19 protein-coding genes are annotated in these 24,960 nt (G+C 55.1%); 12 read left to right on the forward strand and 7 right to left on the reverse strand.

Going from position 1 to position 24,960, the window contains the following annotated elements; translation table 11 throughout:
• The first annotated feature begins 29 nt into the window (after window positions 1-29).
• The 6 genes from B3M32_RS11170 to B3M32_RS11195 all read left to right on the forward strand — a co-directional run bounded on the left by B3M32_RS11170 (window position 30) and on the right by B3M32_RS11195 (window position 9,409).
• Window positions 30-1,193: a LysM peptidoglycan-binding domain-containing protein gene (locus B3M32_RS11170; RefSeq protein WP_290746859.1), complete on the forward strand. Its 1,164-nt coding sequence runs from the start codon at window positions 30-32 to the stop codon at window positions 1,191-1,193.
• Between the two features lie 122 nt (window positions 1,194-1,315).
• The gene (locus B3M32_RS11175; protein WP_290746861.1) at window positions 1,316-3,379 is read left to right on the forward strand and encodes a sensor histidine kinase; all 2,064 of its coding nucleotides are present in this window, start codon (window positions 1,316-1,318) and stop codon (window positions 3,377-3,379) included.
• A gap of 2 nt (window positions 3,380-3,381) precedes the next feature.
• Complete coding sequence (locus tag B3M32_RS11180) at window positions 3,382-4,089, forward strand: response regulator transcription factor (protein ID WP_290746864.1); 708 nt, start codon at window positions 3,382-3,384, stop codon at window positions 4,087-4,089.
• 4 nt (window positions 4,090-4,093) lie between these two features.
• Entirely contained in the window at window positions 4,094-6,616 is a 2,523-nt protein-coding gene (locus tag B3M32_RS11185; protein WP_290746867.1) for a tetratricopeptide repeat protein, read from the forward strand.
• A gap of 151 nt (window positions 6,617-6,767) precedes the next feature.
• A complete protein-coding gene (locus B3M32_RS11190; protein WP_290746870.1) occupies window positions 6,768-8,543 on the forward strand; it encodes an ABC transporter substrate-binding protein in 1,776 nt (591 codons plus the stop codon).
• A 77-nt stretch (window positions 8,544-8,620) separates the two neighbouring features.
• The gene (locus B3M32_RS11195) at window positions 8,621-9,409 is read left to right on the forward strand and encodes a CDP-alcohol phosphatidyltransferase family protein (protein ID WP_290746875.1); all 789 of its coding nucleotides are present in this window, start codon (window positions 8,621-8,623) and stop codon (window positions 9,407-9,409) included.
• Here the strand turns inward: B3M32_RS11195 and mpaA are convergent.
• Genes mpaA through ruvC form a run of 3 tightly spaced genes read right to left on the reverse strand, consistent with a single transcriptional unit; the run spans window position 9,406 to window position 11,361 of the window.
• Entirely contained in the window at window positions 9,406-10,104 is a 699-nt protein-coding gene (gene mpaA, locus B3M32_RS11200) for a murein tripeptide amidase MpaA (protein WP_290746878.1), read from the reverse strand. The genes B3M32_RS11195 and mpaA overlap by 4 nt on opposite strands.
• A 10-nt stretch (window positions 10,105-10,114) precedes the next feature.
• Window positions 10,115-10,792 carry a M15 family metallopeptidase gene (locus B3M32_RS11205; RefSeq protein WP_290746881.1) on the reverse strand — a complete coding sequence of 226 codons (678 nt, stop codon included), beginning with the start codon at window positions 10,790-10,792 and terminating at the stop codon, window positions 10,115-10,117.
• Window positions 10,789-11,361 carry a crossover junction endodeoxyribonuclease RuvC gene (ruvC, locus tag B3M32_RS11210; protein WP_290746884.1) on the reverse strand — a complete coding sequence of 191 codons (573 nt, stop codon included), beginning with the start codon at window positions 11,359-11,361 and terminating at the stop codon, window positions 10,789-10,791. The genes B3M32_RS11205 and ruvC overlap by 4 nt, the downstream gene beginning before the upstream one ends.
• A gap of 100 nt (window positions 11,362-11,461) precedes the next feature.
• On the opposite strand from ruvC, the gene B3M32_RS11215 reads away from it, so the two are divergent.
• The 6 genes from B3M32_RS11215 to B3M32_RS11240 are packed head-to-tail and all read left to right on the forward strand — an operon-like array spanning window position 11,462 to window position 19,533.
• On the forward strand, window positions 11,462-13,345 hold the full coding sequence (locus tag B3M32_RS11215) for a CHC2 zinc finger domain-containing protein (RefSeq protein ID WP_290746887.1): 1,884 nt from the start codon (window positions 11,462-11,464) through the stop codon (window positions 13,343-13,345).
• Complete coding sequence (locus B3M32_RS11220; protein ID WP_290746890.1) at window positions 13,345-14,562, forward strand: glycosyltransferase; 1,218 nt, start codon at window positions 13,345-13,347, stop codon at window positions 14,560-14,562. Before B3M32_RS11215 ends, B3M32_RS11220 begins: the two co-directional genes overlap by 1 nt.
• Window positions 14,563-14,579: 17 nt before the next feature.
• Window positions 14,580-15,512: a glycosyltransferase gene (locus tag B3M32_RS11225; protein WP_290746893.1), complete on the forward strand. Its 933-nt coding sequence runs from the start codon at window positions 14,580-14,582 to the stop codon at window positions 15,510-15,512.
• A 46-nt stretch (window positions 15,513-15,558) separates the two neighbouring features.
• Window positions 15,559-16,053: a hypothetical protein gene (locus B3M32_RS11230; RefSeq protein WP_290746896.1), complete on the forward strand. Its 495-nt coding sequence runs from the start codon at window positions 15,559-15,561 to the stop codon at window positions 16,051-16,053.
• Between the two features lie 23 nt (window positions 16,054-16,076).
• Window positions 16,077-17,915, forward strand: coding sequence for a UbiD family decarboxylase (locus B3M32_RS11235; RefSeq protein WP_290746899.1), 1,839 nt, complete (start codon window positions 16,077-16,079; stop codon window positions 17,913-17,915).
• A complete protein-coding gene (locus B3M32_RS11240; protein ID WP_290746902.1) occupies window positions 17,905-19,533 on the forward strand; it encodes a hypothetical protein in 1,629 nt (542 codons plus the stop codon). The genes B3M32_RS11235 and B3M32_RS11240 overlap by 11 nt, the downstream gene beginning before the upstream one ends.
• On the opposite strand, the gene B3M32_RS11245 is transcribed toward B3M32_RS11240, so the two are convergent.
• Genes B3M32_RS11245 through B3M32_RS11260 form a run of 4 tightly spaced genes read right to left on the reverse strand, consistent with a single transcriptional unit; the run spans window position 19,530 to window position 24,960 of the window.
• Window positions 19,530-21,164, reverse strand: a complete 1,635-nt coding sequence (locus B3M32_RS11245; protein WP_290746904.1) for a glycoside hydrolase family 57 protein — start codon at window positions 21,162-21,164, stop codon at window positions 19,530-19,532. The genes B3M32_RS11240 and B3M32_RS11245 overlap by 4 nt on opposite strands.
• A gap of 27 nt (window positions 21,165-21,191) precedes the next feature.
• Window positions 21,192-22,289 (reverse strand): DUF4912 domain-containing protein, encoded by a 1,098-nt coding sequence (locus tag B3M32_RS11250; RefSeq protein WP_290746906.1) that lies wholly within the window; start codon window positions 22,287-22,289, stop codon window positions 21,192-21,194.
• Between the two features lie 23 nt (window positions 22,290-22,312).
• The gene (locus B3M32_RS11255; RefSeq protein WP_290746908.1) at window positions 22,313-23,554 is read right to left on the reverse strand and encodes a hypothetical protein; all 1,242 of its coding nucleotides are present in this window, start codon (window positions 23,552-23,554) and stop codon (window positions 22,313-22,315) included.
• A complete protein-coding gene (locus B3M32_RS11260; protein WP_290746911.1) occupies window positions 23,554-24,960 on the reverse strand; it encodes a hypothetical protein in 1,407 nt (468 codons plus the stop codon). The genes B3M32_RS11255 and B3M32_RS11260 overlap by 1 nt, the downstream gene beginning before the upstream one ends.

Below are 24,960 nucleotides of genomic sequence, written 5' to 3' on the forward strand. Positions count from 1 at the left end.
TTCACGTTCAAAGAGTTACAAGGATCATTATGCGATTTTTCAAATGTGCGACACTTTGCCTGGGCCTTACCGCCCTGCTCGCATCGGCCTATATCGTCAAGGAAGGCGATACCCTCTGGGACCTGAGCGACGAATTCCTGCACGACCCGTTCGCATGGCCGGACCTCTGGGAAAACAACCGCCACATCCAGGACCCGCACTGGATCTATCCGGGCGATTCCATCTACTTTGGCGACAGCATCCGCGACGAACAAGTTCTCCAGGTTCCGGGCGGAAAGAATCCCTGCCGCACGGCTGTTGCGGACTCCAACCTTCCGAAGGGCGTCTCCGCAGTCGGATGTGACGACGCCGACGCGCGTGACGGCGATTTCGAAAACATGCTCGGCGACCTGCGCAACCGCGACAAGAAGAAAAAGAAGAGCAAGCCGACTGATTCCTACTACTATACACAGCGCCCCGCTCCCAAGATTTTCAACGGCTACTACCAGATGCATGCGCCGATTATCTATACCATCGACAGCCTCAAGAAGGACAGCTCGTTCTTTACCATCCGTTCCGGAGAAAAGAAAGAACCGCTTATCCACCTGCCCGAATCCGAAGTTGTCGTAGGCATCGGCAAGAAGACTTCCATCAAGGCAAAGAAGGGCGACTTGGTCGAGATTTTCGACGCACGCGCCATCGACGTGCCTGCTGCAAAGGGCAAGAGCTTTGACAAGTTCGCCCTCCTCCGCATCTCCGGTATCGCCAAGATTACCGCAGTCGGCGACACGCTCTCCCGTGCGCAGATTGTCCAGAGTTTCCGCGACATCCGCATCAACCAGTCCAAGGCCCGTCTGAAACAGCCGCTCCAGTCTATCAACGTCACCGGCTACAAGACCGTCAAGGAAGCGCAGATCGACTCCATGGCCATAATCCGTTATGCCATGGACCCCATGCTCATCATTGGCGCCTACTCCTACGTGCTGATTGACAAGGGTTCCGCCCAGAACTACAATTCCGGCGACGCCGTTGCCGTCTGGGAAAAGGATCTCTCCGACGCGACCATTCCGCCCCGCCTGCTCGGACGCGGCATCATCGTCCGCGCCGCCGAAAACGAATCTGCCGTGCTGATTCGCGAAATCTATTCCAACAACCGCCGAATCGAGATGGGACACAAGGTTTCAGTCACCCATTCGGCAACCGTGAGCAAGTGACCAAGGCCCTAGTCATCATAGCCGTCGCGGCATTTACGCTAGTAACGCTCCTCATGGGGAGTAGCGTTCTCATACTGTTATTCCCCAGCATCTCGGCGAGCCTGCCCCTGTAGCGAGGCGGCATGGCAATCCGGTTTTCCAGAAACAACCTTCTCTTTTTCGCGCTCTTTGCCGGAGGCATCGTATTGCCTACGGCCATTCTTTCGTTTCTGAGTTTCCGCAACATCCAGAACGAAATTTTTCTCGCCCAGAAGACGTTCGACGAGAACCGTGCGTCCTTTCAAAAAGACGTAGAAGACGCCGTCCACAAGGAACAGGAAAAAATCTACCAGGAAACCAAAGCCGCATCGTTGTTCCTCTACGAACAGCCGCGCAGCCTGCTTGAATTCGGTAACGCAACCGCATTCAAGGACGTGAACGGCATCGAGGCGATTTTCCTCTACAACAACAACAAGCTCGTCTATCCGGACATCTCTACAAGGCACTTCTACAAGACAGCCGACTTTTCCAGCACTAGACCCAGCCTGGTAGAACAGCAGATGTTCCAGGAGGAGCAGTTCAGCAAAAAGAATCCGAAGAACAGCGAGCGGTCGTACATGGCGCGTTCGTTCAGGATGCTGCACTCCCCGTTCGAGACGACCGACGACCAGGTGCAGAACATCCTCGGCATGACAAGGCTCGCCTACAGGGCCGGCAACTACAACGAGGCCCTCCGGCTGCTGCGCATTCTAGAACAGCACCCGCACCTGCAGGGGTATCTGCACGCCGACCTGACCCGTTCCGTGAACCTGTTGCATTTCGAGATTCTCGTCAAGCAGAAAAAACACCAGGAAGCCGAGGATTACACGCTCTCCGTACTCACGCAGTTCCTGCAAAGCGAGCACATCGAGAATATCTCTTCGGCGAGATTCTTCTTTGAAGAGGCTTTCACGCAAATCCTTTCGTTCGAAGACCTGAGCCAGGACAAGCGCGAAGCCTTCTGGAATCTCCGCTCCAACTTCAACCACCAGCTGGGGTACATGGACATCCTGGCCAAGTACAGGGACCTTTTCTCGGAGCTTCTCGACAACGAACTGACATCGAAGGACGGAATCCTGTACAGCAAGGAAGGTCCGATTACCTTATTCAAAATGAGCTACCCGCAGCTCTCCGGGAACCAGATAGTCATTGCAAAAGTCGACAACGAAGCGTTCCAGAACCGCATCCTAGACAAAATAAAAGCAGCCTCCCAGAGTTGGAAAAACATTCCCTTCTCCATTGTCGACGACAACAACACGCTACTCATGGGGAGCATTCCCGACAGCGCCGCCGTTCTTACGCAGGTACGTATCAGCGACGCCTTGGACTGGGATTTCTCTCTTTACGAAAAAGACGTCAAGGAAATCCGCAAGGAATCGCGCCAGCGCATGTTCCTGATGTACGGACTCCTTTCGTTCTCGCTCATCACGGTCATTCTCGGTTCATTCTTCATGCTGCGATTCATCACGCAGGAACACAAGCTGCTCGCCATGAAGGCGAACTTCCTCTCCAGCGTTTCGCACGAGCTCAAGACTCCCCTGACCTCTATCAAGATGTTTGCCGAAATGATGGCGCGCGGCCGCGTGCAGAAGGTCGAAAAGGTTCAGGAATACTCCGGGCTTATCGGCAAGGAGGCTTCCCGACTTGAAAACCTGATTGGCGCCATTCTAAACTACACCCGCATGGAACACGGGACCGGAGCGTTCAAGTGGGAAAAACTGGATTTTTCCATCTGTGCCCAGAAGGTCTTTGACGCCATCGAGGACATCGGCGTAGAAAAAGGTCTAGAATTCCATACCAGGTTCGAGCCCAACGTATTGGTCATGGGCGACTACACCGCCCTCTACAGCCTAGCGCAAAACCTCATTGAGAACGCCATCAAGTATACGAACCCGCCTGGAGAAATCACTATCTGCGTTTACAACGAAGAAGGGCGCGGAGTCTTTTCCGTGACCGACACCGGTGTCGGCATCCCGCTATCTGAGCAAAAAAATATATTTAATGATTTCTACAGGGTGGGCGACGAAATGACCCGCAGCACGAAGGGCTCCGGACTTGGGCTCGCCATCGTCAAGCGCGTCGCGGAAACCCACAAGGCCTCCATTTCGCTTTCAAGTAAACCCGGCAAAGGTTCGACCTTTACCATCAAATTCAAGAAGGTAGACTGACAATGCAGTACAAAATTCTCATCGTCGAAGACGAAGAAATCATCCGCCTAGGTCTCCAGGACAACTTCGAGCTGGAAAACTATATCGTGGAAACCGCATGCGACGGCGAAGAAGCCATCGTCAAGGCAGACTCCTTTGAACCGCATCTGGTACTACTCGACCTGATGATTCCCAAAAAGAGCGGATTCGAGGTATGCCGCGTCATCCGCAAGAAGCACCCCGGCACTTTCATCATCATGCTCACGGCCAAGACCGAGGAGACAAGCAAGGTGGCAGGTCTCGAGATGGGTGCCGACGACTACGTGACCAAGCCGTTCTCTATCCTGGAACTGCTCGCCCGCGTCAAGGCGTTCCTCCGCCGCGCCGAGACCTCCGAGAAAAAGGAAGTTGCCGTAACCTCCCAGGATTCCATCGACTTCGCCGACATCCACCTGGATTTCAAGAAGTACGAAGCCACCAAGGGCGGCGAGCCTCTCGAAATGTCGGCAAGGGAATTCCAGATTCTCAAGTACTTCTGGATGCATCGCGGCGAAGTCGTTCTCCGCGAAGACCTGCTGCAAGAAATCTGGGGCTATACGCCCGACAACATGCCTTCTACCCGCACTATCGACAACCATATCGTCAACCTCCGCAAGAAACTGGAAGACGACCAGGCGAACCCCAAGATCATCCTTTCTATCCGCGGAGCCGGTTACAAGTTCGACGCCTAGGCCTATGAAACTGAGAATGTACAGAACAGGGACTCTTTCTTCGGCAGCGAAAGCGCTGTCCGTGTTCCTCTGTGCATTCGTAGGAATCGCCAGCGCCAGCAAGATGGCGTACTCCCTCCAGGAAGCCATCTATCTGTTCGAGATGAAGGGCGAAACCGAGGAAGCCGTCCGCATTCTCGAAAAAGTCGTTAGCAAGGGCGACGCCGAAGACAAGGAAAGCGCCTTCTTCTACCTCGGCAAAATCCAGGAACTCGCCGGCAACAAGACTTCGGCAAACTTCTACTACAACCAGAGCCTCGACAATACCAAGGAAACATCTAAGGCATACTGGCTTGCCGAACGCGAAGCGGCGACGACCCGCATGAACGAAACGCTGCTCCGCAAGAACATTACCCTCACTTCGGGCATCAAGAAGATTTTCAAGGAGCAGTCCACCTATATCCAGCTGCAGAACGGCAGGATAGTGAAGGTGGAATCCGATTCCATCGTCCCCGTGCATTTCCCGCACAGCGCCGAACTGGACATCCTGAAAATAGACGATCAGGGAATCTGGTTCCAGAACAGCAACAAGGACAGCCTCTATTACCAGTCGCGCGCCAACAAGGTCAAGAAGGCATTCCCGATAGCCGCCACGACCAGCCTCTTTACCAAGGGCGACAACGCCCTCGCCCAGAGTTCCCACACGCTCACGTTGCTGAACAAGAAATCCATCAAGTTCCAGGTGAGCGAAAAATACAGCGGCTGCAACATCGAGGCTTTCTACCCGGTAACCGGCCACTACATTTTGAACTGCCCGGATAACGCCTTGCATTTCATTTCGGGCGAAGACGCTTCCGAAACATACACCATCACGCTTTTCGAGCCCATCCGGAACGTCCTTGTCGACAAGAGCAACATCCTTCTGCTTTCCGGGAACACGCTGTTCTGTTACCAGCCCAAGATCAGTACGGCTCCGCGATGGAAGTTCGCCTTCAGCAACGCCGAAAAGATAATGTCGTTCGAAGGGCGCATAGTCGTGCTGGAAGCTTCGGGAAGGGTCATTCTCCTGGACAAGGAATCGGGCCAAGTAAAATCGTTTATCCGTAGCGATGCGGCGGACATCCAGGAACTCGCGCAGGGAACGCTCGGGCTATTCACCAACGAAGGCGCGCTGACCGTGGTGGACACGATCCTCCACCCGCTTTGGCATTTCAACTTCGCCAAGCCGATTTCTTCCGATGTCATCCGCACCAAGGGCAGCATCTACCTGATATTCGACAACAACCACCTGCAAAGCATTTCCCCGCATTACTACGGCCAGCGCGCCCTACAGTCGGACTACCTGGCAAAACGTGCCGCCAACCTCGTCGAAAGTGCGGAATGGGATGCCCTCCCCGCCATTCTCGATTCCATATTCAAGCTGGAACCCGGCAATGCAGAAGCGTGGCTGTTCAAGGCGCTGTATCTCGAGAACAACAAGGGCAGCGACAAGGAAAAACAGAAGGCCTGGTCCGAAGCCGTCCGCCTTTCCGTCAGCAACCCGTATGCAACACCGCTTATTCTCAGCCGCTACAGCAAGGCGATTGGCGCCAAGTTCGTAAACCTGCTGAACATTTCGCCCAAGACCAAGTACCCGCAGCTGTTCGGAAGCAAAAAGAACCTGTTCACGGTAGACCCCGCCGCAGAGCGTCTCATCTGCATCAATTCCGAATCCGGGGATTTCAAGTGGAGCAAGGCTCTTGCCAAGATGGACAACAGCCCGGTCATGGCCAACGACGACAACATCCTCGCCCTTTCTTCCGGTTTCTCGCTACATATCTACGATCTGGCCAAAGACGGCGTGGCTTCGTCCATACAGCTCCCCGGAAAAGCATTCAACATCCAGATCATCGACAACGCCATCTATATTTCTACGTGGAACGGATTCCTTCTGAAGGTGCTCCGCCCCGAAAACAAGCTGGCCTGGTCCCGCAAAATCTTCTCCGTCCCGTTCCTCTTCACCAAATACGAGGCGGAGCTCCATGTCGCGAGTCTTGACGGCGATATCCAGCATCTTTGGGACGGCTCCGGACAGATTCGCGGCAACGGGCTGAAAATCAAGAGCGGCATAGCGCTCCTCGCGCAAGTGGACAACATGCTCGCCATAGCGACTAACAGCAATAGGATTTACCTATACAACACAACCGATTCCACAAAGGAACCTATACAGCTCCTCATGGAATCTTCCGTTTCCTCGCTGCAGACAATTTCTTTCCAGGGCAAGAAGCACATCCTTGTCGGCCTGGCCGACCAGACGCTTCTCTTCTATTCGTCCAACGGAGCGCCCCTGTGGAAGTTCCAGGGCAAGAGCACCATCTTCAACACCCCCTTCGTCAACAACGACCTCGCCTGGCTAGACCAGGGGAACGAAGTTGTCGGCATTTCGCTCAGGGACGGCAAGGTCCACCAGAAATTCAGTACCCCAGGCGGGGCGGGAACCCCGTTTGTACTGAATCGGACCCTCTACAGCGCATCGGCCAGGCGCCTCCTTTACGGATTTTCTCTGTAAATATTCCTAAAAGTGTTTAAAACAACCCGAATTATTCCATATTATTATAATCTGTAAAGTTTTTTTAGTGGCAAATTCGGACAAATGTCACTAAATTTTCATTATAAAGTATTTTTTTTTATGTTGCATCTCTTTTGTGGGTAAGTGGATTATGAGCGCACTAAAAAAAATAACAGGCATCCTCGCCAATGCGGCCGTCGCTATGTCGGCGGTGGCTTTGGTCGCATGCGAAGATACAAAACAAGAAACAACCGTTGCGCAGCAGTCAGAGTATCCGCGTGAAGAGACCCTATACATCGGCGGTTTCGACTGGGCTCCGCCAACAACCTTCAACCCGCTTGACTACGACCCGAATTTTCCCATTGACGGCAACGTCCGCCTGATGTACGAGACGCTGGTCACCTACAACCAGCTTGACGGCAACCTGGAACCGATGCTCGCCGACAGCTTCGTGCAGACGGATTCTTCCATCGTGGTACACCTGGATCCCAGGGCCAAATGGAACAACGGGGAACCCGTCACCGTAGACGATGTCATCTACACGTTCCACATCGACTCCATCCTCCCTACCCCCCGTAACGGCAACTGGCACTATATCAAGTCCGTCACCTCCGAGGGCGACAACAAGATTTCGTTCAACTTCTCCAAGAACAACAAGAACCCGCTGATTATCCTCAACGCCATCGCCGAGACCTCGATTCTCCCGAAGGCGGTATTCGAACCGCTGGTACAATCGGCCAAGAGCGGCAAGAACTACGATTTCAGCAAGATTACGGAATTCAAGAACGACGAAGCTCCGGTCGTTTCGGGTCCCTACAACCTCAAGACGTTCTCTCCCGACAAGATTGTGCTGGAACGCGACACGAACTACTGGGGACTCGCGAAGTACAACGGCGCCCTCCCGGCTCCCAAGTATATAATCCATTCCCTCTACAACGGGAACAACCATTTCAACAGCGCGATGACCAAGGGCAACCTGGACATCTCGTCCATCTTCCTGCCCCGCATCTGGGACAAGGCCAAGGACAGCATCCGCGCCTGGAGCCGCGAGGAACCCTACCATCTGCCGGGCTCCATCACCACGCTCATCGTGTCGTTCAAGAGCGCGCCGCTCACCGACGTTGCCTTCCGCCAAGCCATGATCCACGCGATCAACTTCGAGAAGATCAAGACCCGTGCCGTGTCGAACTACACGCCGGCCATCATGGGCGGATTCATCCTCCCCTTCGGTGCCGAAAGCAAGTTCTTCAACAAGCAGGACTCCGACGACAACGCTTTCGGATACAACGTGGACCTCGCGAAGAAGATTCTCACCGATGCGGGCTACAGCTGGGATAGCGAAGGCAAGCTCCTCGACCCGAAGGGCGCCCCCGTCCGCGACATCACCATCGAGTGCCCCTCCGGCTGGACCGACTGGGAAGACGTGATCAAGGTGGTCGTGGAATCCTTCAACGAGATCGGCATCCCGGCCAGGGAAAATTTCGTGGACTACAGCGTGTGGGATAAGGACCTGCGCGTGGGCACGTTCGACCTCGCCATGAAGACGCAGACCGCGGAACTCTCCGCAGCCACCCCGTGGGCCAGGTTCGAACAGATCATGGGTTCCATCGGCGGCGTGAAGCCCTTCGGCGAAGACGCTTTCTCGAACCAGGGACGCTTCAAGGACGAGAACGCAAACAAGCTCCTGGACAAGATCCCGACCATCACCGACGAGAAGGAATTGGTCCAGGCCTATCGCGAACTGAACAAGATTTTCATGGAGACGGTCCCGGTTCTCCCGGTGATGTACCGCCCGACGCAGTACTACCAGTTCTCCACCAAGCACTGGACCAACTTCCCGACGGAAGAGAATCCGTATGCGCCGCCGCAGCACCTGATCGTGGCCGCCGCGGTGAAGGCTCTTTGGCAAATTAAACCAGTCAAATAGCTTTTTTCGGTCTTTTTGAAGCGCCTTCGGGCGCTTTTTTATTTATCTTTGAAGAGAAAAATACAAGGAGTACCGTCGTGGGCAAAGCTCGTTTTATTCTGCCGAATATTTTTACCAGCCTTAACTTTTTGCTTGGCGCTTTTTCCATTTGCTGGACCACCGGCGCCTTCTCGACCTCCGACCCGATTCTCATGGGCACCTATTTCGTGATCCTCTGCGTGCTCCTCGACAAGCTTGACGGGTTCGCCGCACGCCTCGTAAACGCGAGCTCGGAATTCGGGGCCCAGTTCGACAGCCTCGCCGACCTTATCGCATTCGGCCTCGCACCGGCATTCTGTATTATTTTCGCCTACAAGAACCTCGCACCCAGCTTCTTCGAGGCGAACACCGCCCTTATGGCCGTTGCCTTCGCCGTGTACGTACTCTGCGCCGCCATGCGTCTCGCCAAGTACAACGCCTGCGATTCCGACTGCTACCACCATCACTTTTCCGGCGTCCCCACAACGTTCGTCGGAGCCATCAACGTCATTCTGCTCGTGTTCCTCAAGAACCGCGAAGGTTTCTTTGCCGATACCGCCAGCGCCACCATCTACATTCCCGTCGTGGTCCTCTTTATCACCGGCCTCCTGATGGTCTCGCCGCTCTTCTTGCCCAAGCTGCAGCCGCGCAAGAACAAGGCGTTCAATATTTTCCAGGCGGTCCTCATCGTGATTACCTACGTGGCAGGATTCATGTTCATCACCGAGAAGCCGATCGTACTCGCATTCCTGCTCTTGCTGGTGGGCTGCTACATGAGCATCGGTCTTGCGGTGGGCCTCATCCAGCGCAAGAACATCATCGAAGAAGCGAAGGGCAGCAAGAACTAGTCGTGAATGTCGCGGTTGGCCAGGAATTCGGAAAATCCGCGACCGAACCTATCAAAAAGCAATTCCAAAGGCATGCGTGGCAGTTCGAGCGTCACGCATTCTTTTTTGTGTTCCTTGCACCAGGTTCCAAAGCTTCCGGGAGTCCCGTAGCCGATATCGGCGACATACGGGAGGCCGAAGACGTCGCCAAGTTCGCGGACCAGCCCGGTGGCCGCGGGGGCGTCGATACAGCCTATGGGCGAATGCATCGAGACGATGCTTTCCGGGTCGAGTTTCTCGACAAGCGACACGAGGGCGCGGGTCTCCGGCTCGCTCCCGGCAGAGGTTCCCGGCGAAAGCAGCGTGTCGCGCGGGGCTTCCAGAACGGAGCGCGAAGGAGTCTTGTCGGCACTCCAGTTGGACGTGGCAAAGTTGCGGTTCAGGTCGACCCCGTTGGCGTTGCCGCGCGTTCCGAGAGCGACGCCGTCCGGATTGGCGCACAGGACGAACACAACGGAGTTGAAATTCGAACGGAACGCGCGCAGGGAACGGCTGAGAAGGAACGTGGTATCCGGTTCTTCGCCGTGGATGGCGGCTACTACCAGCAGCCGGCATTTGCCAAGACACGGGATGTAGCGCAGCGTCGTCCCGAGGACAGAAACTCCGTAAGCCTCCGATTCCATCTGCAAGATTCCGCGCGTTTCCGGTTCAAACATCTTCGACCGCCTATAGGAAATAGGGATAGATATAGTCTTCGGCGAGGGCGTCCAGGTTCTTGAGCAAGGCGTCTTTGCAGGCGATATCTGTACGTTCGTAGATGCCGCGAAGCGTTTTTACCGAGAACTGTTCCAGGAGTCTGCGCGATGCGGGAATATGGGCAATATGCCAGCCTTCGGGGCGGATCTTGCCGCGTCCCGGCACAAACACACGGTTAAATCCAAACGACCTTCCGGAACCGAAGAGCCCGTCGAGGAACGCATGGAACCTGGCGAACATTCCCGTACATTCCGCAGGAGTCAACTGCACTTCGTAGCCGGGCGGACACGACAGGGCGTCGACCACGTCGATGTCGGTTCCCAGATGGTGGCGACTCGCGCCGGGCAGCGCCGACCAGGTCAAGATGGCATGCATCAAGTCTTCTTCGCCGCTCGGGCGCTGCATCGGGTTGCCGCTTTCGTCGAGCAGAGGGAGTTCTCCCCTCGCCTTGCGGTTCCATATCGACAATTGCTTTTCGAAAGGACGGTAAGCAGATTCGAGACGCAGTTCAAACCCGTTCTCGCGGCAGCATTCAATTAATTTATTCAAATCTTCCGCAATGGCGGAATCGACCAGGTAACCTTTCTGGATTTCTACGAGATCCGGCGAACCGAGGCCGTACGGCAACAGGGCGTTTTCTGTACTCATTGGACACTCCCACCCATTTTTTCTATCAAGTCTTTCCATTGCTGCACCGACGGTTTCTTCTTTTTGCGGGCAGGGATCTTGCCCTTGAGGGCAACGGCGAGCGGGGCCGGAGTCGCATGCGTCAGCGCGATGGCCAAGGCGTCGGAGGCGTCGAGAGGGAGGTCTCCCGGTTCGATGCCAAGACGGGCGAAGACCATGTTCGCCACATGCTCCTTCGAGGCGGAGCCGTCACCGGTTATCGACTGCTTGACCAGTCGGGGCGGATACTCGTTGTAGGTCATGCCACGCTTACGGCAGGCGACGAGAATGGCTCCGCGGATGTGGCCGAGCACCAGGGCGCTCTTCGGATTCTTCGCAAAGAATACTCCTTCCATGGCCAGGGCCTGCGGACGGAACTGCTCCACCAGCTCTTCCAGCTTGGTGACAATTTTCAAGAGGCGATCTTCGAGGGCGCCGGACGCAGGAGCATGGATTACTCCATAAGAGAGCACGCGGAAATCCGTACCGCTCGCATCGAGGAACGCATATCCGGTCGTAATCGACCCGGGGTCTATGCCGAGAATCACCATACGACAAATTTACAATTCATTGTGCATTAAATACCAAAATTAGACAAAAAATATCATTCTTTTTTCCTTTTCTTTATTAGATTTTCTAGTGGAGGATATCATGATTATCGACCAAGAACATGCCGGCCTCATACGCATCAAGACCCATCCGAGACAGTTGGGTATTCCCCTGAGCCGTTGGGGACGAAACCTCATTGCCTGCTGTCCGTTCCACTCTCCCGAAGAGACGTCGCTGTTCTTCTACGATGCGCTTGGTTATTGGCGTTACCGCTGCCTGCAATGCGGTAGCGAAGGCGACCTGGTCGAATTCGTGATGCGCAGCCGTTTCAATGGCATGGAAGAACCCCAGGCCAGGGCCGAAGCCATCGAATTCCTCGGCGGTCTGGAAACCGAAAACAACGATACGTTCCAGGATGAACATCCGTGGATCAAGGAAATCGGCGGCGAGAAATCGAAAGTCCTCGAAAGCTTTGTTCGTTACTGCCACTGGGCCGCCTGCAGGAGTCCGTCTTCGGCAGAATACCTCTCCAGCCGCGGCTGGAGCATCGGCCAGGCGCAGCTCTACGGCCTCGGCTATTACAGCGGCGACCCCGAGCCGTTCGTGAGCTACTGCATGCTCTCCGGTATCGAACGCCACCAGATCAGTTTCTACCTGGATAACCTCGAAGCCTATCACGAACCGCGCATCACTATCCCGGCCCGTAACTCCAAGGGACTTATCCATTCCGTCTATGGCCGCCTGATGGACGACGACAACCATGGGCATCCGTACGTTTCCTATGCATCCGGGCCAAGCGACATCCCGTTCAACATCCAGCCCGACAACGACAAGCCAATTATCGTCGAAGGATTCTTCGATGCGCTGACTGCGGACCTCGCCGGCATTCCCGGAGTCGTCTCCACGATGTACCAGGAACTCTCGCTGAGCCACCTGTACAAGCTCAAGGCCTGTGGCGCCGAATCCGTCACGCTTATCTTGCGCCGCGAGCAGAACCGCAGGGAACAGGAATTCCGTATCCAGCGCTACCTCAAGATGGCCAAGGAGCTGGATCTGAAGTTTAAGTCCATCGTGCTGCCGAAGGACGAGACTATCGACCAGGTCGTCCGCAAGAACGGAGCCGACCAGCTCATCTCCCTTATCGACCAGACCGAAGAAGACACTGTCCATACGCACCGCCGCTCCATGCTGCTGCAGGACATCAAGGAAAACTTTGACACCGCCATGGGTTGTCCGCCCGACGTAAGCGTCGGCTACGCCATGAATTCTTTCCCCAAGCTCACGAAGGAAATTGACGGCATCCAGTCAGGGTGTTTCTACGTATCTTCCAGCCCGTTCGGGCTCAAGACGACGCTCCTTTCGAGCTTCGCCCTCGACTTGCTGAAAAGCAACCCCAAGCTCAAGCTCATCTACCTTGCGCTCGAGACGCCGCGCCGCCAGATTTTCGACCGCATGGTCGCCATGATGATCGGCAAGTCCGTGCTCACCGTCCGCAAGCAGAACGAATCTGACGAAGTCAACCAGATGGTTCTCGAAGCGACACGCGACCTCATGGCCTACGTGCGCAGCAACCGACTCGAAATCTGGGAAGACCTGCCGGCATTCGACAATACCGAACTTCTGTCTATCCTCAAGGACGAACAGAAGGAACACCCGGACCTCGTCGTCATCATCGACGGCATCGACCATCTCAAGATTTCGGATCGCCCCGACCTTGTCGACATCCACGAACGCCGTTCCTCTGTCATGCTCGATCTTTACAAGGCACTGGACATTCCGCTGTTCCTCGGCGGCGAACTCATCGATTCCGAAAACGGTCTTGTCGGTCCGCGAGCCTACCTGCGCGATTCCGACGCCATCTACTGGCTCGAATCCAAGGGCGGGAACCTGTTCCTCACGGTCAATTCCAAGCGTCTCGGATCCAACAATCTCTACCGCGGTACGCTTTCCATTGATCCGGAATCCAACAGGATGCAAGAAACCTAATGCCGGGCGTATCAAGACCGTTCACCATCGTCGACTTCAACAACTTCTGGAGTCCTTCCGGAGGCGGAGTCCGCAGATACCACCTGCAAAAGATGGCCTTCTACGAGAACATCGAACAGAACTGCCCTGCACAGGACATCCTGTCGGTTTTCGTGATGCCCGACAGCAAGACATTCACGGAACAGCGCAACGACAACCTCATCATCGAACATGTCGAAGCTTTCCGCTTCCCCGGAAACTGGGAATACCGCTTTATATGGAAACGTTCGCAGATCATCCCGATTCTTTCGCGTTACCTGCCCGACGTCATTGAAGTCGGCTCCCCGTATATATTGCCCACGGTCGTACGCCATGCGGCCAAAAAGGTTTCGCCAGATTCCGCCCTTGTCGGATTCTGGCATGCCGATTTTCCGGTTACGTATGTCGGAAGGCCCGTCGCCAAGAAGCTCGGAGCCAAAATCGGTACGTTCAGCCGCAACAGGGCTTTCTGGTACGCTCGCAAGGAATACAAGGATTTCGACTGCATACAAGCTTCTTCGAAAGAAGCCATGGCCCGTCTCAAAAAGAACGGCCTCCCCGACCCACAATGGATTCCGCTCGGCTGCGATATCGGGATGTTTTCCCCGTCAAAGCGCGACGAAGCGCTTGTAACACAGCTGAAAGACGGCAATCCGGAACGGCTGACCATATTTTTCCCGCACAGGCACTGCAACGAAAAGGGCGTCGACCTGGTTCTCGGGGCATACGACATTCTCGTGAAGGAACTCGGCCACGAGCCCGCCATCGTCTTTGCCGGCACGGGTCCGAGTCTTCCGCTTGTCCAGGAAGCCGCCGAAAAATACAGACATATCCAATACATCGGCTTCGTGAATTCCGTCGACGAAATGGCCCGCTATTACGCCAGCGTCGACATGGGACTCGCCCTTTCTGGCTGGGAAACCTTCGGACTTTCTATCCTCGAAAGCATGGCTAGCGGGAATGCCCTTGTCGGGGCCGCCGCAGGCGCCGCATTCGAACACGTCACCGAATCCGGTGCCGGTACGGTTCTCAAGGAACGCACGCCGCAGGCTCTCGCCGACGCCATTGTCGAACTCTACCATTCCGACCTGCAGGCGATGAAGCTCAAGGCTCGCGCCTATGCCGAAAAGTTCAGCTGGAATGAATGCTTTACGCGGCAGCTGAACCTCTACCGCAAAATCGCCCAAAATAAAACTTAACCCGTCTACAACCGACTATGATTCCCAACCGTCTTATCTTTATCTGGCTCGGACAGAAGTTTCCCTGGAGCGGGGGCATCGCCATCCGTTCCGCATTCCAGGTACAGAAGCCGCAATCCATCTGGCTTGTCCACGAAGGCATGAAGCAGGAAGGCGACGGCTGGGAACTCATCAAGGACATCCCGGGACTAGAAGTCATCCCGGTAGAAGACTCGCATTTCGACGGCCTGAATGACGACGGACTGTGTCTCAAGCTCTTCAAGGAGCTGAAGGCCCCTGCGAGCAGGGCGAACCTGTTGCGCCTGGCATTGCTGTTCAAGTACGGCGGCGTATACCTGGATACCGACATCATTGCAGTGAAGCCGTTCAACGACCTGCTCGAATACGAAGGCTTTATCGGCGTCGAACCGGTGGCGCTCCCCGCCGACCTTTTCAAGGGCATCAATCCGTTCCGCTGGATTTACTGCGGGCTGCAATTCGCCTTCCGTGAGTTCTGCGCGCGCCTGCCGGGCGGCTACAGGCTGTTCCGTTTGGCGGAACGCGGCTTTTCTGCGTCCGTGAACAACGCGGTCATCGGGGCGGAACCCGGCAACGGAACTATCCACCAGGCTTTCCAGTACATCAAGACGATGCCGGAAGCCGAAAGGCTCAAACGTTACAGGCTCGGGACCCGCCTGATGCAGAACGTCACGCACAACAAGAGTTCCAAGTCCATGCTTGTGTTGCCGGCAAGGTTTTTCTACCCTCTCGGCCCCGAAATCAGCGCACACTGGTTTAAACCGAAGACCAACAACAAGTTAGATAAGCTAATCCTGAAGGACACGAGAATCGTGCATTGGTACAACTCTGTCGAAGGACGATTCTTGAAAACAAAGGTGTCTGCGGAATGGGTCGAAAAGAATCCGACTACCGCCTTCAGCGCGCTCGCAAAAGAATTTGCAGAACCTTAAGAAAATATTATCTGGTTTCGTGTTTTTTTACTACATTTGAGATAGTATGGTACAGATAAGTCAAACATCGTGGCAAGAGTATTCGCTTCCCAACGTCCTGGAAACGCTACGCTACGCACCGATGAACCTGGCCATATCCAAAACCCCGATCCTCCACTACACCCTGCCAGGCGAACTTGCTCCCGGAGCAAGTGTCAACTACCACATTCAGTGTGGCTTCAAGGCTATAAAGTGGACCGGCATTATCAGTTCCTTCGCCGACAACAAGATTACCGTCCGCCTGGGCGACGGGCCGTTCCGCGGTTTTACCGCAAGCCATCTCTTTGTTTCGGAAGGCACCATGACCGCCTGCTACGACGAATTCTCGTTCCAGGGATTCACCTCGATTCCCGAAGATGTCTTTGCCGGAATCGCCGAAAAGACTAGCATTGTCTACGGCATTCAGGCCCGCAAGAGCGCCCGCGACATCATTCTCGCCGTAGAAGCCCAGAAAAAGACGCAGGTTTTCGAGACCCTGGACCAGAACGTCTCCGCAGGCTAGCACATCCCGGAGATAGGTTTCCCATGAGCCGCAATCTCAGACAGGCGCTGCTGGAACTTGAAAAAGCAGGCATGCTCAAACGCATCCGCGAAGAAGTCGACCCCTACCTCGAAATGGCAGAAATCGCAAGGCAGGCCTACGACAACAATGGCCCCGCGCTCCTGTTCGAAAAGGTCAAGGGAAGCCGTTTCCAGGCGGCAGCGAATATTTTCGGCTCCAAGGAGCGCATGGATTTCCTTTTCCGCAGGACCATCGAAAGCACGCGCCTGGCGGTACAGTTCAAGTCGAATCCGGTAGATTTTTTCAGGCACGCCTCGCCCGCCAAGTTACTGAAGGCCGCCGCGGCAGGGATCCATTCTCTCCCGAAACGCTCCGGAAGCATCCGCAGCTTCGAGGAATGCAGCCTCGCCGACCTGCCGCAAATCGTCTGCTGGCCCGAAGACGGCGGAGCGTTCATCACGCTGCCGCTCGTAGCGACACTCCCTAGCGAGAACGGGAACATATTGCAGACAAACCTGGGCATGTACCGCATCCAGATTTCGGGAAACGACTACGGCAAGGACGAATGCGGTATCCATTACCAGATTAACCGCGACATCGCCGCCCACCACCAGAAGGCCCTGAACGAAAACCGCGCACTCAAGGTGAGCATTTTCATTGGCGGCGACCCGGCACACACTATCGCCGCGATCACGCCCATGCCCGAGAAGCTTTCGGAACTCACGCTAGCAGGCATGCTTTCTGGCAGCCGGTTCCGCTATTTCATGCACGAAGGCTATATCGTTTCTAGCGATGCGGAATTTTGTATCTTGGGAGAGATGGCTCCAGACTTGAAACCAGAAGGACCGTTCGGCGACCACATCGGTTACTATTCCGGCAAGCACGAATTTCCCTACCTTCGTGTAAAAAAGGTCCTCTGCAAGAAAGGCGCCGTTTACCCGTTTACCGCCGTCGGCCGCCCCCCGAAAGAAGACACCCAGTTCGGCAACTTTGTACACGAGCTGACCCGCCCCATGGTGCCGTCATCGCTCCCCGGAGTCCATGCCGTCCACGCCGTCGACGAAGCCGGAGTCCACCCGCTCTGCCTTGCCATCGGCAGCGAGAGGTTCCTTCCGTACGCCCGTCCGGAAGACCGCGAACCCATGGAACTCCTGAAAACGGCAAACGCTCTCCTGGGATTCAACCAGGTCAGCCTGAGCAAATACCTGTTGCTCGCCGCCAAAGAAGACAATCCGTCCCTGGATACGGCCAATATCCCGGAATTTTTTGCGCACATCCTGGAAAGGATCGACTTCACGCGCGATTTGCATTTCCAGACATCCACGACAATCGATACGCTAGACTACACCGGCACAAGCCTCAATCACGGTTCAAAGCTCGTGATAACGGTGGCAGGCCCCAAGCGTCGTGAACTCCGGGAAAACGACTCAGATCTCAAGAGCCTCAACCTCCCTACAGGATTCCCGGTTGCAAAAATCGCGATGAAAGGCGTCTTAGCCATACAGGGCAACGGCGATATCATGGCACTGGTCGAAGCGTTCAATGGCTGGGATTACCGCGAGAACTATCCCTGGATAAGCGTTGTCGACAATCTCGGAAACATCGGCGGGAGCGACGCGAAAAAGAGTCTCGCTGACTTCTTGTGGATAACGTTTACGCGTTCCGACCCCGCCCAGGACATCTATGGAGTCGACGCCCATTTCGTAGACAAGCATTGGGCAATCCAGGCACCGCTCGTTGTCGACGCCCGAACAAAGCCGCGTCACCAGAAGCCGCTCGACGTCCCGGACAGCGTCGCACAGGCGGCCACCAAGATTCTCGAAAGAGCGGGCATCCCTGCAAGGGAGGGGCATGCGCGCTAGGTTCATCACATCATTGGCAGTAACGTTGCTCCTGCTTTGGGGTTCGGCCGCCGCGCACAAGTGCGGGACGGCATTCGCCATGCAGAACAAGAGGCAGAAACCCTCCGGGTCTGCGGCAAGAATTTACGCAAAAGACGCCAACACTTGCGAAGCAGACGCATACTACGATTCTGTCTACACGCGAGAAACAGATCACTTCCAGATTTTCTACACCCTCGGCAAAGGCCCGCATTCGACCACGCCGGAATTCGTAGATTCCATCGCTACCTCGTTCGAGAACGCCTACGTTTTCCACACCAAAACCTTGGGCATGCTCGTCCCGCAAGGGATCGACACGACGAGTCATTACCAAAAGCCCGTCAAAAAAGGCCTATACCCCATCGAAATCGCCGAAATCGATTTCTTGCGCGACCCCTACAGCGTACTCCACAGCAAAACTTGCAACGGATGCTTCGGCGTCACTTACACGGGTAGCCGCGATAGCCAAAAATCAGCCATCATCATCGATAACGACTTCATGCATGTCCCGCAAGCCAACATCACGAAAGCATCCATCGAACATGACGGCAAGCAGTGCTCCTACCCCGTATCTACCGGAACCATCTACAACAAGACACACAATTACGCCTACAACGACGAATGGGCGAAAGCTATCCGGGTGACGGCATTCCACGAGCTTTACCATGCCGTGCAGCTGCGGTACATCGACTACAATTCGTTCTCTTCGTTCTGGCTAGAGGCTTCCGCTTCCGGCATCGAAGAAATCGCGGCACCGGATATCGACGACTACATCAGGTACCTGGGCGATTTCTTCTTCGGTACCAGGGGAACGCCACTGGACCAGACATCCGCCGAATACGGTGCAGGCGTCCTGTTCATCTACCTCTACAACCATTTCGACAAGCGCTTCGACAAGAACATATGGGAAGGATTCTCCAAGAACCCGTCCAAGGATTTCAGGACACAGCTCCAGCAAGTCATCTTGGCAAGGAAACAGTCGCCCGATAGTGTTTTCCATGGTTTCGCCACGAAAATCGCCTTTTCCGGCAGTCGCACCTCTGCCACAGATTCCTCGTCTTGGATAAACAAGGACCAGTCGCTATGGCCAGAAGCGCCGTACGCCCAAGCCAAAGACGAATCGCCGGACATTCCCCAGTTCTCTTATAAATTCTACAGCGGAATTGACATTGACTTGAACAATTTCTACGGAAATGCGAGCGTTTCCTTGTACAAGAACGGCAAGGCGACCGTCTTCCCGATAAATAACACGTTGTCCCTCGATTCCGTCAAGATCAAGGCTTTCCAGTACGATTCCCTCACATGGATCCTGAGCCGTTTCGGAGAAAGCGAACACATTCCCGAAGTCGTGAAAGATTCCACGCTACGCGCCTTCCCCACTCCATGGCGCCACGGGAACCTGTGCTTTACACCGCTCCCGCTCAGCAAGGAATACATCGAAATCAGGAATGCGCGCGGCGACCTCGTGATGCGCATTCCGTATACGCACACGACGCACTGCATTGACGGTGACGAAGTCAAGTCGAAAATGAAACCGGGCGTGTACCGCTTCCGCGCAGGCGCAAGCGGCAAGACCGAAAAATTCCTGATTGTCTATTAAAGCATCTCCCCGATCCACGGGAAGAGATTGTCCTTGTTTTCAAGTTCCTGGAGCAGCGACGTGTCGGGGCGTTTGGTGGCGCCAGAGAGCGCCGCAAGGGCCTCCGCATACAACATTTCCACATTGCGGGAGTGTGCGTTAAGGCGGGCGCGCGCGTAGTCCGCGGCCGACTTGTTGTGAATCATGAACGCCCAGTCCGACGCCTGGAACAAGAGGATTTCGCGCGCGACCTGGGCCAGATAGCGGCGGCCGAGCGCATAGATCTTTGCGTTTTTGCGGGATTTCGCGACGGCCTTTTTGAGGCTCTTCTGCATGGCGCGCATGCGGAAGAACAGCGGATATTCCCAGCTAACCTCGTCGTTCATCCAGACTTCGCCAAAGCCGCCCTCGCCCCACGACGAGAATGCGGGACGACGTGTTTGAGCCAACGCAGGCTCGGCCGCTTCACGGGATTTTTGTTCGGCAATGGTACGTTCCACCGATGCCATCTCGACGGTTCCCGAACCCGCCGCACGTTCGAACATGCGCTCGATGAATTCGGGGCCCTCGAACCACCAGTGTCCAAAGAGTTCCGCATCGTAGGGGCAAAGGATGGAAACCTTGTTGCCTTCCATCTTGGGCAAGAGTTCCGTGACGGTCGCCTCGCGGTTAGCGACAAAGAGGCGCGCGTGGTCTTCGGCCAGGCGCATCGCGTTCCACGGGCGGTAAATCTGCTTGTCTTCGCTGCCGGTAATGCGGCAGTACTTGAGGCCTGTTTCGATAGGTGTCTCGCCCGCCATGAAGTATTCGCCCAGGTAGTCGCGGCCGCGCTCGTAGGCGATGTCCTTGAAGAACTCGCGGTATTCGGGATGCCCGGGGTATCCCGTACGGCGGCTCCAGACTTCCATGGAACTGCTCTGCTCTCGGCCCATGCAATAAAGTCCCGCAGGGGTCTTTATCGGCGCAAATACTCCGTATTTGGGCGCGGGCTTTGCCAAAAGCACTCCATGCGTTTCCACGAAAAAATACTCGAAACCGAATTCGGCAAGAATGGAGTCTAGCCCTTCGTAGTAACCGCACTCCGGGAGCCAAAGCCCGCGGGGTCTCCGCCCGAACGCTTCTTCGAATGCACGTACCGTGACGCCGAGCTGCAGGCGCACGGCTTCGGGATCGGACTGGTAAGCAGGCAAAAACGGGTGCGTGCCCACGCACGTCAAAAGAGAAAGCTTGCCGACTTCTTCAAGGCGCTTGAAAGCCGGGACGATTTCGCATGCACACACGCTTTCCCAAAAATCTATCAGGGCATCCTGGCGCCGGGCATAGAATTCCACGACCGTCATAACATCGTCGTTTTCGCGGTTGCGTTCTTTCTCCTTCTGCAAAAGTTCCGCCTGCTTGTGAAGGTGGCGGGTGAATTTCTGGAGCAGGAGTCCATCCGTAAGCATCGCCAAAAGCGACGAGGACACGCTCAGATTGAGTGTACCGGGAACGCCGCGTTCATGCAGGCGCCAAAGCATCTGTACAATCGGCAGGTACGTTTCCGCCATAGCCTCGAAAAACCAGTTCTCTTCCAGGAACCGGTCGTATGAGGGCTCGCGCACAAACGGCAGGTGCGCATGCAACAGCAGGTGTATCTTGCCGGGCGCAGACATCTGGTCCTCGAGGCCAATAAAGCGGGATTACTCAGTGCGCTTCACGACTATCGGGACGATGGTCGTCGGGAAATCGCCATCCTTGTCGGTCGCGAACACCGGGATGATCTTCGTGGAATCCGGGAGGTCTTCTTCGAAGCTGAAGGTACCATCCGGATTCAGCGGGAACGGTTCGCCACGCACCTGGAGGTGTGCATCCGGGCGGGTTCCGCCGTAAACGATAAGGCGTGTCTTGACCCAAAGGAAGAAATCCTTGCCGTAGTTCACGGAATCCTTCGGGAGTTCAAGCTTGTTGCTCTTGAGGGCAGCGCTGGAAAGCGCTCCCGAGAACATGGAACCCGACGAGCTGGAAAGCGATTCGAGCCAGTTCTTGGCCGACATGCTAGAAAGGCCCGAACTGCCGAAGCCGCCCATGGCGGCACCGCCGAGGGAGGCGCGCACGAACACGTCGTCGACATTCACGTCGGAGCCTTCCGGAGAGTAGGCCTGCACCGGCACCGATTCGACGAGCGGCATAAAGTTCTTGCCGCTGGCAAAGCCGAGTACGGCAACCGTATTGTCGCTAGCCTTGTTTTCAACATACCAGCTGCGGGCATCGGCAGGCACCACGATATCGCGGAACTTTCTCTTCTTGGCGCGCTTCACGGTAAGGTCACCAGAAACGTCGAACAGGCGAAGCACGAGCTTGCCCTTGCCCTTCTTGGCATTCTTGATTCTCTTTTCGGAAACTTCCCAGAAGGCCTGCATCCAGTTCGGATCCTTCTGCATGAGCACCAGGTATTCCGGGTCGAAGGACTGGGCAAGCGTAGAGCTCTTGATAACCGGCTTGGCGGCAGCCTTTACGGAGGACACCTTCGCGGGTTTCTTGACAGTAGACTTTACGACGACATCCGTCTGTTCCGAAGCGGTCGGAGCGGACTTGGCTTTCTGCACCGTCTTCTTGCCGGGAACGATTTTCGAAACCGTCTTCGCCACGGCTTTTTTCACCACGGTCTTGACCTTGGAGGAAACAGTCTTCTTTGCGGCAGCGGGTTTTGCCGTAGATGTTTTTTCAGCGACCTTCTTTGCGGCCGGCTTGGCCGCCTTCTTCGCGACCTTCGCTGTATTGGTCTTCTTCGTAGCCATAATAAGCCTCCTTCAAATAAAACTTATCTGCTGGTCGATCCCCAGTTGCCAATGCCCATCAGGCCAAGCCTGATGCCAATAAACGTTTCTTCCCAGTTATGCCCATCATCGACAAAGCGCTTTCCACCCAGGAAAGCAAGGTCGACTGAAGTGCCTTTTCTGCCCAACGGGAAACCGGCACCAATGGAGCCGCCCAGTTCATGACCCTCGTTCACGTACCAGCCCTTGTACCACGCTCCTGCACGGTAGGTAATGCGGTCCCAGTACTTGTCGTAGAAAAGCGGACTGCCATCACGCTGGAAACCGAGCGACAGGACAATGTCGTCCTGCGTTTCAGTAAACTGTTCCATGTTGAAGGACCTGCCAATGTTTTCCACATTGTCGTCCCACGAACGCCACTGCAAGTCGAGCATAATGTTGTTGCGCTTCTTGAGACGGTAGTTGACACCTGTCGCAAGAGTCATCGGGACCTTGATTTCCCTCGTGTACGTCGTCGGCGAAAGCGTATCGATTTCGCTAAAGCGGAAATTGTAGTTCAACTTATTTTCCAACGTGTACGGGGTCGTGAAAGAGAAGAAATATGACGACTGACGTCCGCGGTACTGCAAACCGACCGTGTAATAAGCCGGATGGTGCTTGATTTCCCACGTTCCATCCACATAGTCCGAAATCTTCGCATCGTTGGTCGCCCACAGATCTTCGTCGGAAACTTCGCTCTTGTTCGGACCGAGTTTCAGGCTGCGTTCCAGATTGCCCATCACGAAATGGGCAGACGCACCCACCGAGAAATTACGCAGGTAAGGGATACGCACCGCATAGCTGGGCACGACTTCGTAAACGCTGCTCTGGTATTTCAGATGAGCATTGACAGAAGCGGCGGAATCCACGGATTCCACATCGAGAATAGACGCATAGTGCTGCCACAGGGAAACACCGAAAGCGCCATAGTTCCCCATGGGGAACGAAAGATTGAACGACGGAATGGACACCGTGTTCGTAGAATAGAATTCGCTGCTCTTTTCGATGGAAAGATATTCCATCAAGAAGTTGATGTTGAACACCACCTTCGCATCGAAAGCAATGCGCGCCGGGTTCGCTAGCGAAATGCCTTCGGCCTCGCCCGTCTTGGCACTGCCGGCAAAACCGCGGCCGGCCATGGAGGTCATGCCGCCAAGAGTCTGTTCTTCACCGAGAGCGTCTAGACCGATCATGGATGCCGAAGCCAAAGCAGAAAAACAAAGCAAGACGCCTAAAAACTTTTTCATTAGTCTTCTCCTCTCTTAGAGGCAAGCCAAAGCTTAAGCGTTGCCGGTTTCTTCATCACTTCCGTAAAATCGTAACGCGCGTAATCGAACTGCGAGAAGAACACGTAACTCGTGTCCCCCTTCGACGTAATGTAGTTCTCGTAAGAAGGATCCTTTTCTTGCAAAACGGGGTATCCCATGCGCATCATCAGCTTGAACGTCCTTCCGTCGCTGGCCTTGTTGATGAATTCCCGCATGCCGTACGTGACCTGCAATGTCAGAGAATCGCCTTCATGGAAAACCATGTTCGGGTGTCCCGACTTCTTGACCAGGGAATCGTTCGGCTTGTAGTCTTCAATACGGCGGAGTTCCTTGTCGGCACTGTCCCTATACGTACCCACGACAACCTGGATGGGAAGACCCAGTTCGGAGGAACCCTGTGAATCATCGCGGGAGAACGTCACCTGGGCACGGACGACCGCCTGGCGAACATCATCTCCGTCTCCCATGTTATACGGGAATTCATCCCCGTAGAAATCCGACAGGCTCTTCATGATAGGCTCCGACGGCAGTTCCACAACGAGGGAATCGGTCACGCCGCCATGCAGGACAAGGCAGTCGGAGCATTCTTCGTGGTTCACAATGGCATCGGCCACGCGGAACGGCGTCAGGTTCCTGTACTTGTACAACGTATCCGAAAGCGTCGTCATGCGGAACTGAGGCCCATAGATATAGTTTGGACCGTAGAAACGGTAAACATGCTTTGCATCGGGAGCAGAAAGGCGAATCTGCAAACGGCAATTGCTGATCTCGCTACGGATGTCGTCGATCAGCGCATGCGGCAGCACAAGAGTCAACGTGGAATCCTTCGACCCGATAGAAATGGAGTACGTGGTATCGACGGAACCATCCGGATTCCAGTCCTTCAAGCTATCGAACCAGGAAGAATCAGAGATTTCCTTGAGGTCTTCCAGAAAATCGGACTTGGTACTGCGGCTCAGTTTCCAGCTGACATTCAAGGCCAGTTCCTCTGTAATCGGGAACGAGTCCTTGGGGAAATACTTGGAACGGTAGAGAGACGGGATTAGGCGGAAAAAGAGGAACGATGCCGCCGAATCCGCCGACTTGAGAGAAGACAACAGGCCCGATTCGAATCCGAAATCCAGGACCATGTCGTGTTCGATATTCGAATAGCGTCCCAGCAGGGAGCGGTCGTTAGCGGAACGGGGCGTCATGTTCAGGAAAGCCTCCGCAGATATAGGCGTCAAGTCGCTAACGCTTAGCGTTTGCACCTTGTAGCTATCTGGCAGGCCCTGATCCGAAAGCCAGCTACTCAAGGCAGAGTCCTCGGAATCAAACAGGCAAGACGTAAGTATTGCCGTCAAAAAGAACAATATCGTCAAAAAAAGCAGTTTTTTCTTCTTCAC

It is taken from the genome of Fibrobacter sp. UBA4309 (assembly GCF_002395745.1).
In the GTDB taxonomy this organism is placed as follows: Bacteria; Fibrobacterota; Fibrobacteria; order Fibrobacterales; family Fibrobacteraceae; genus Fibrobacter.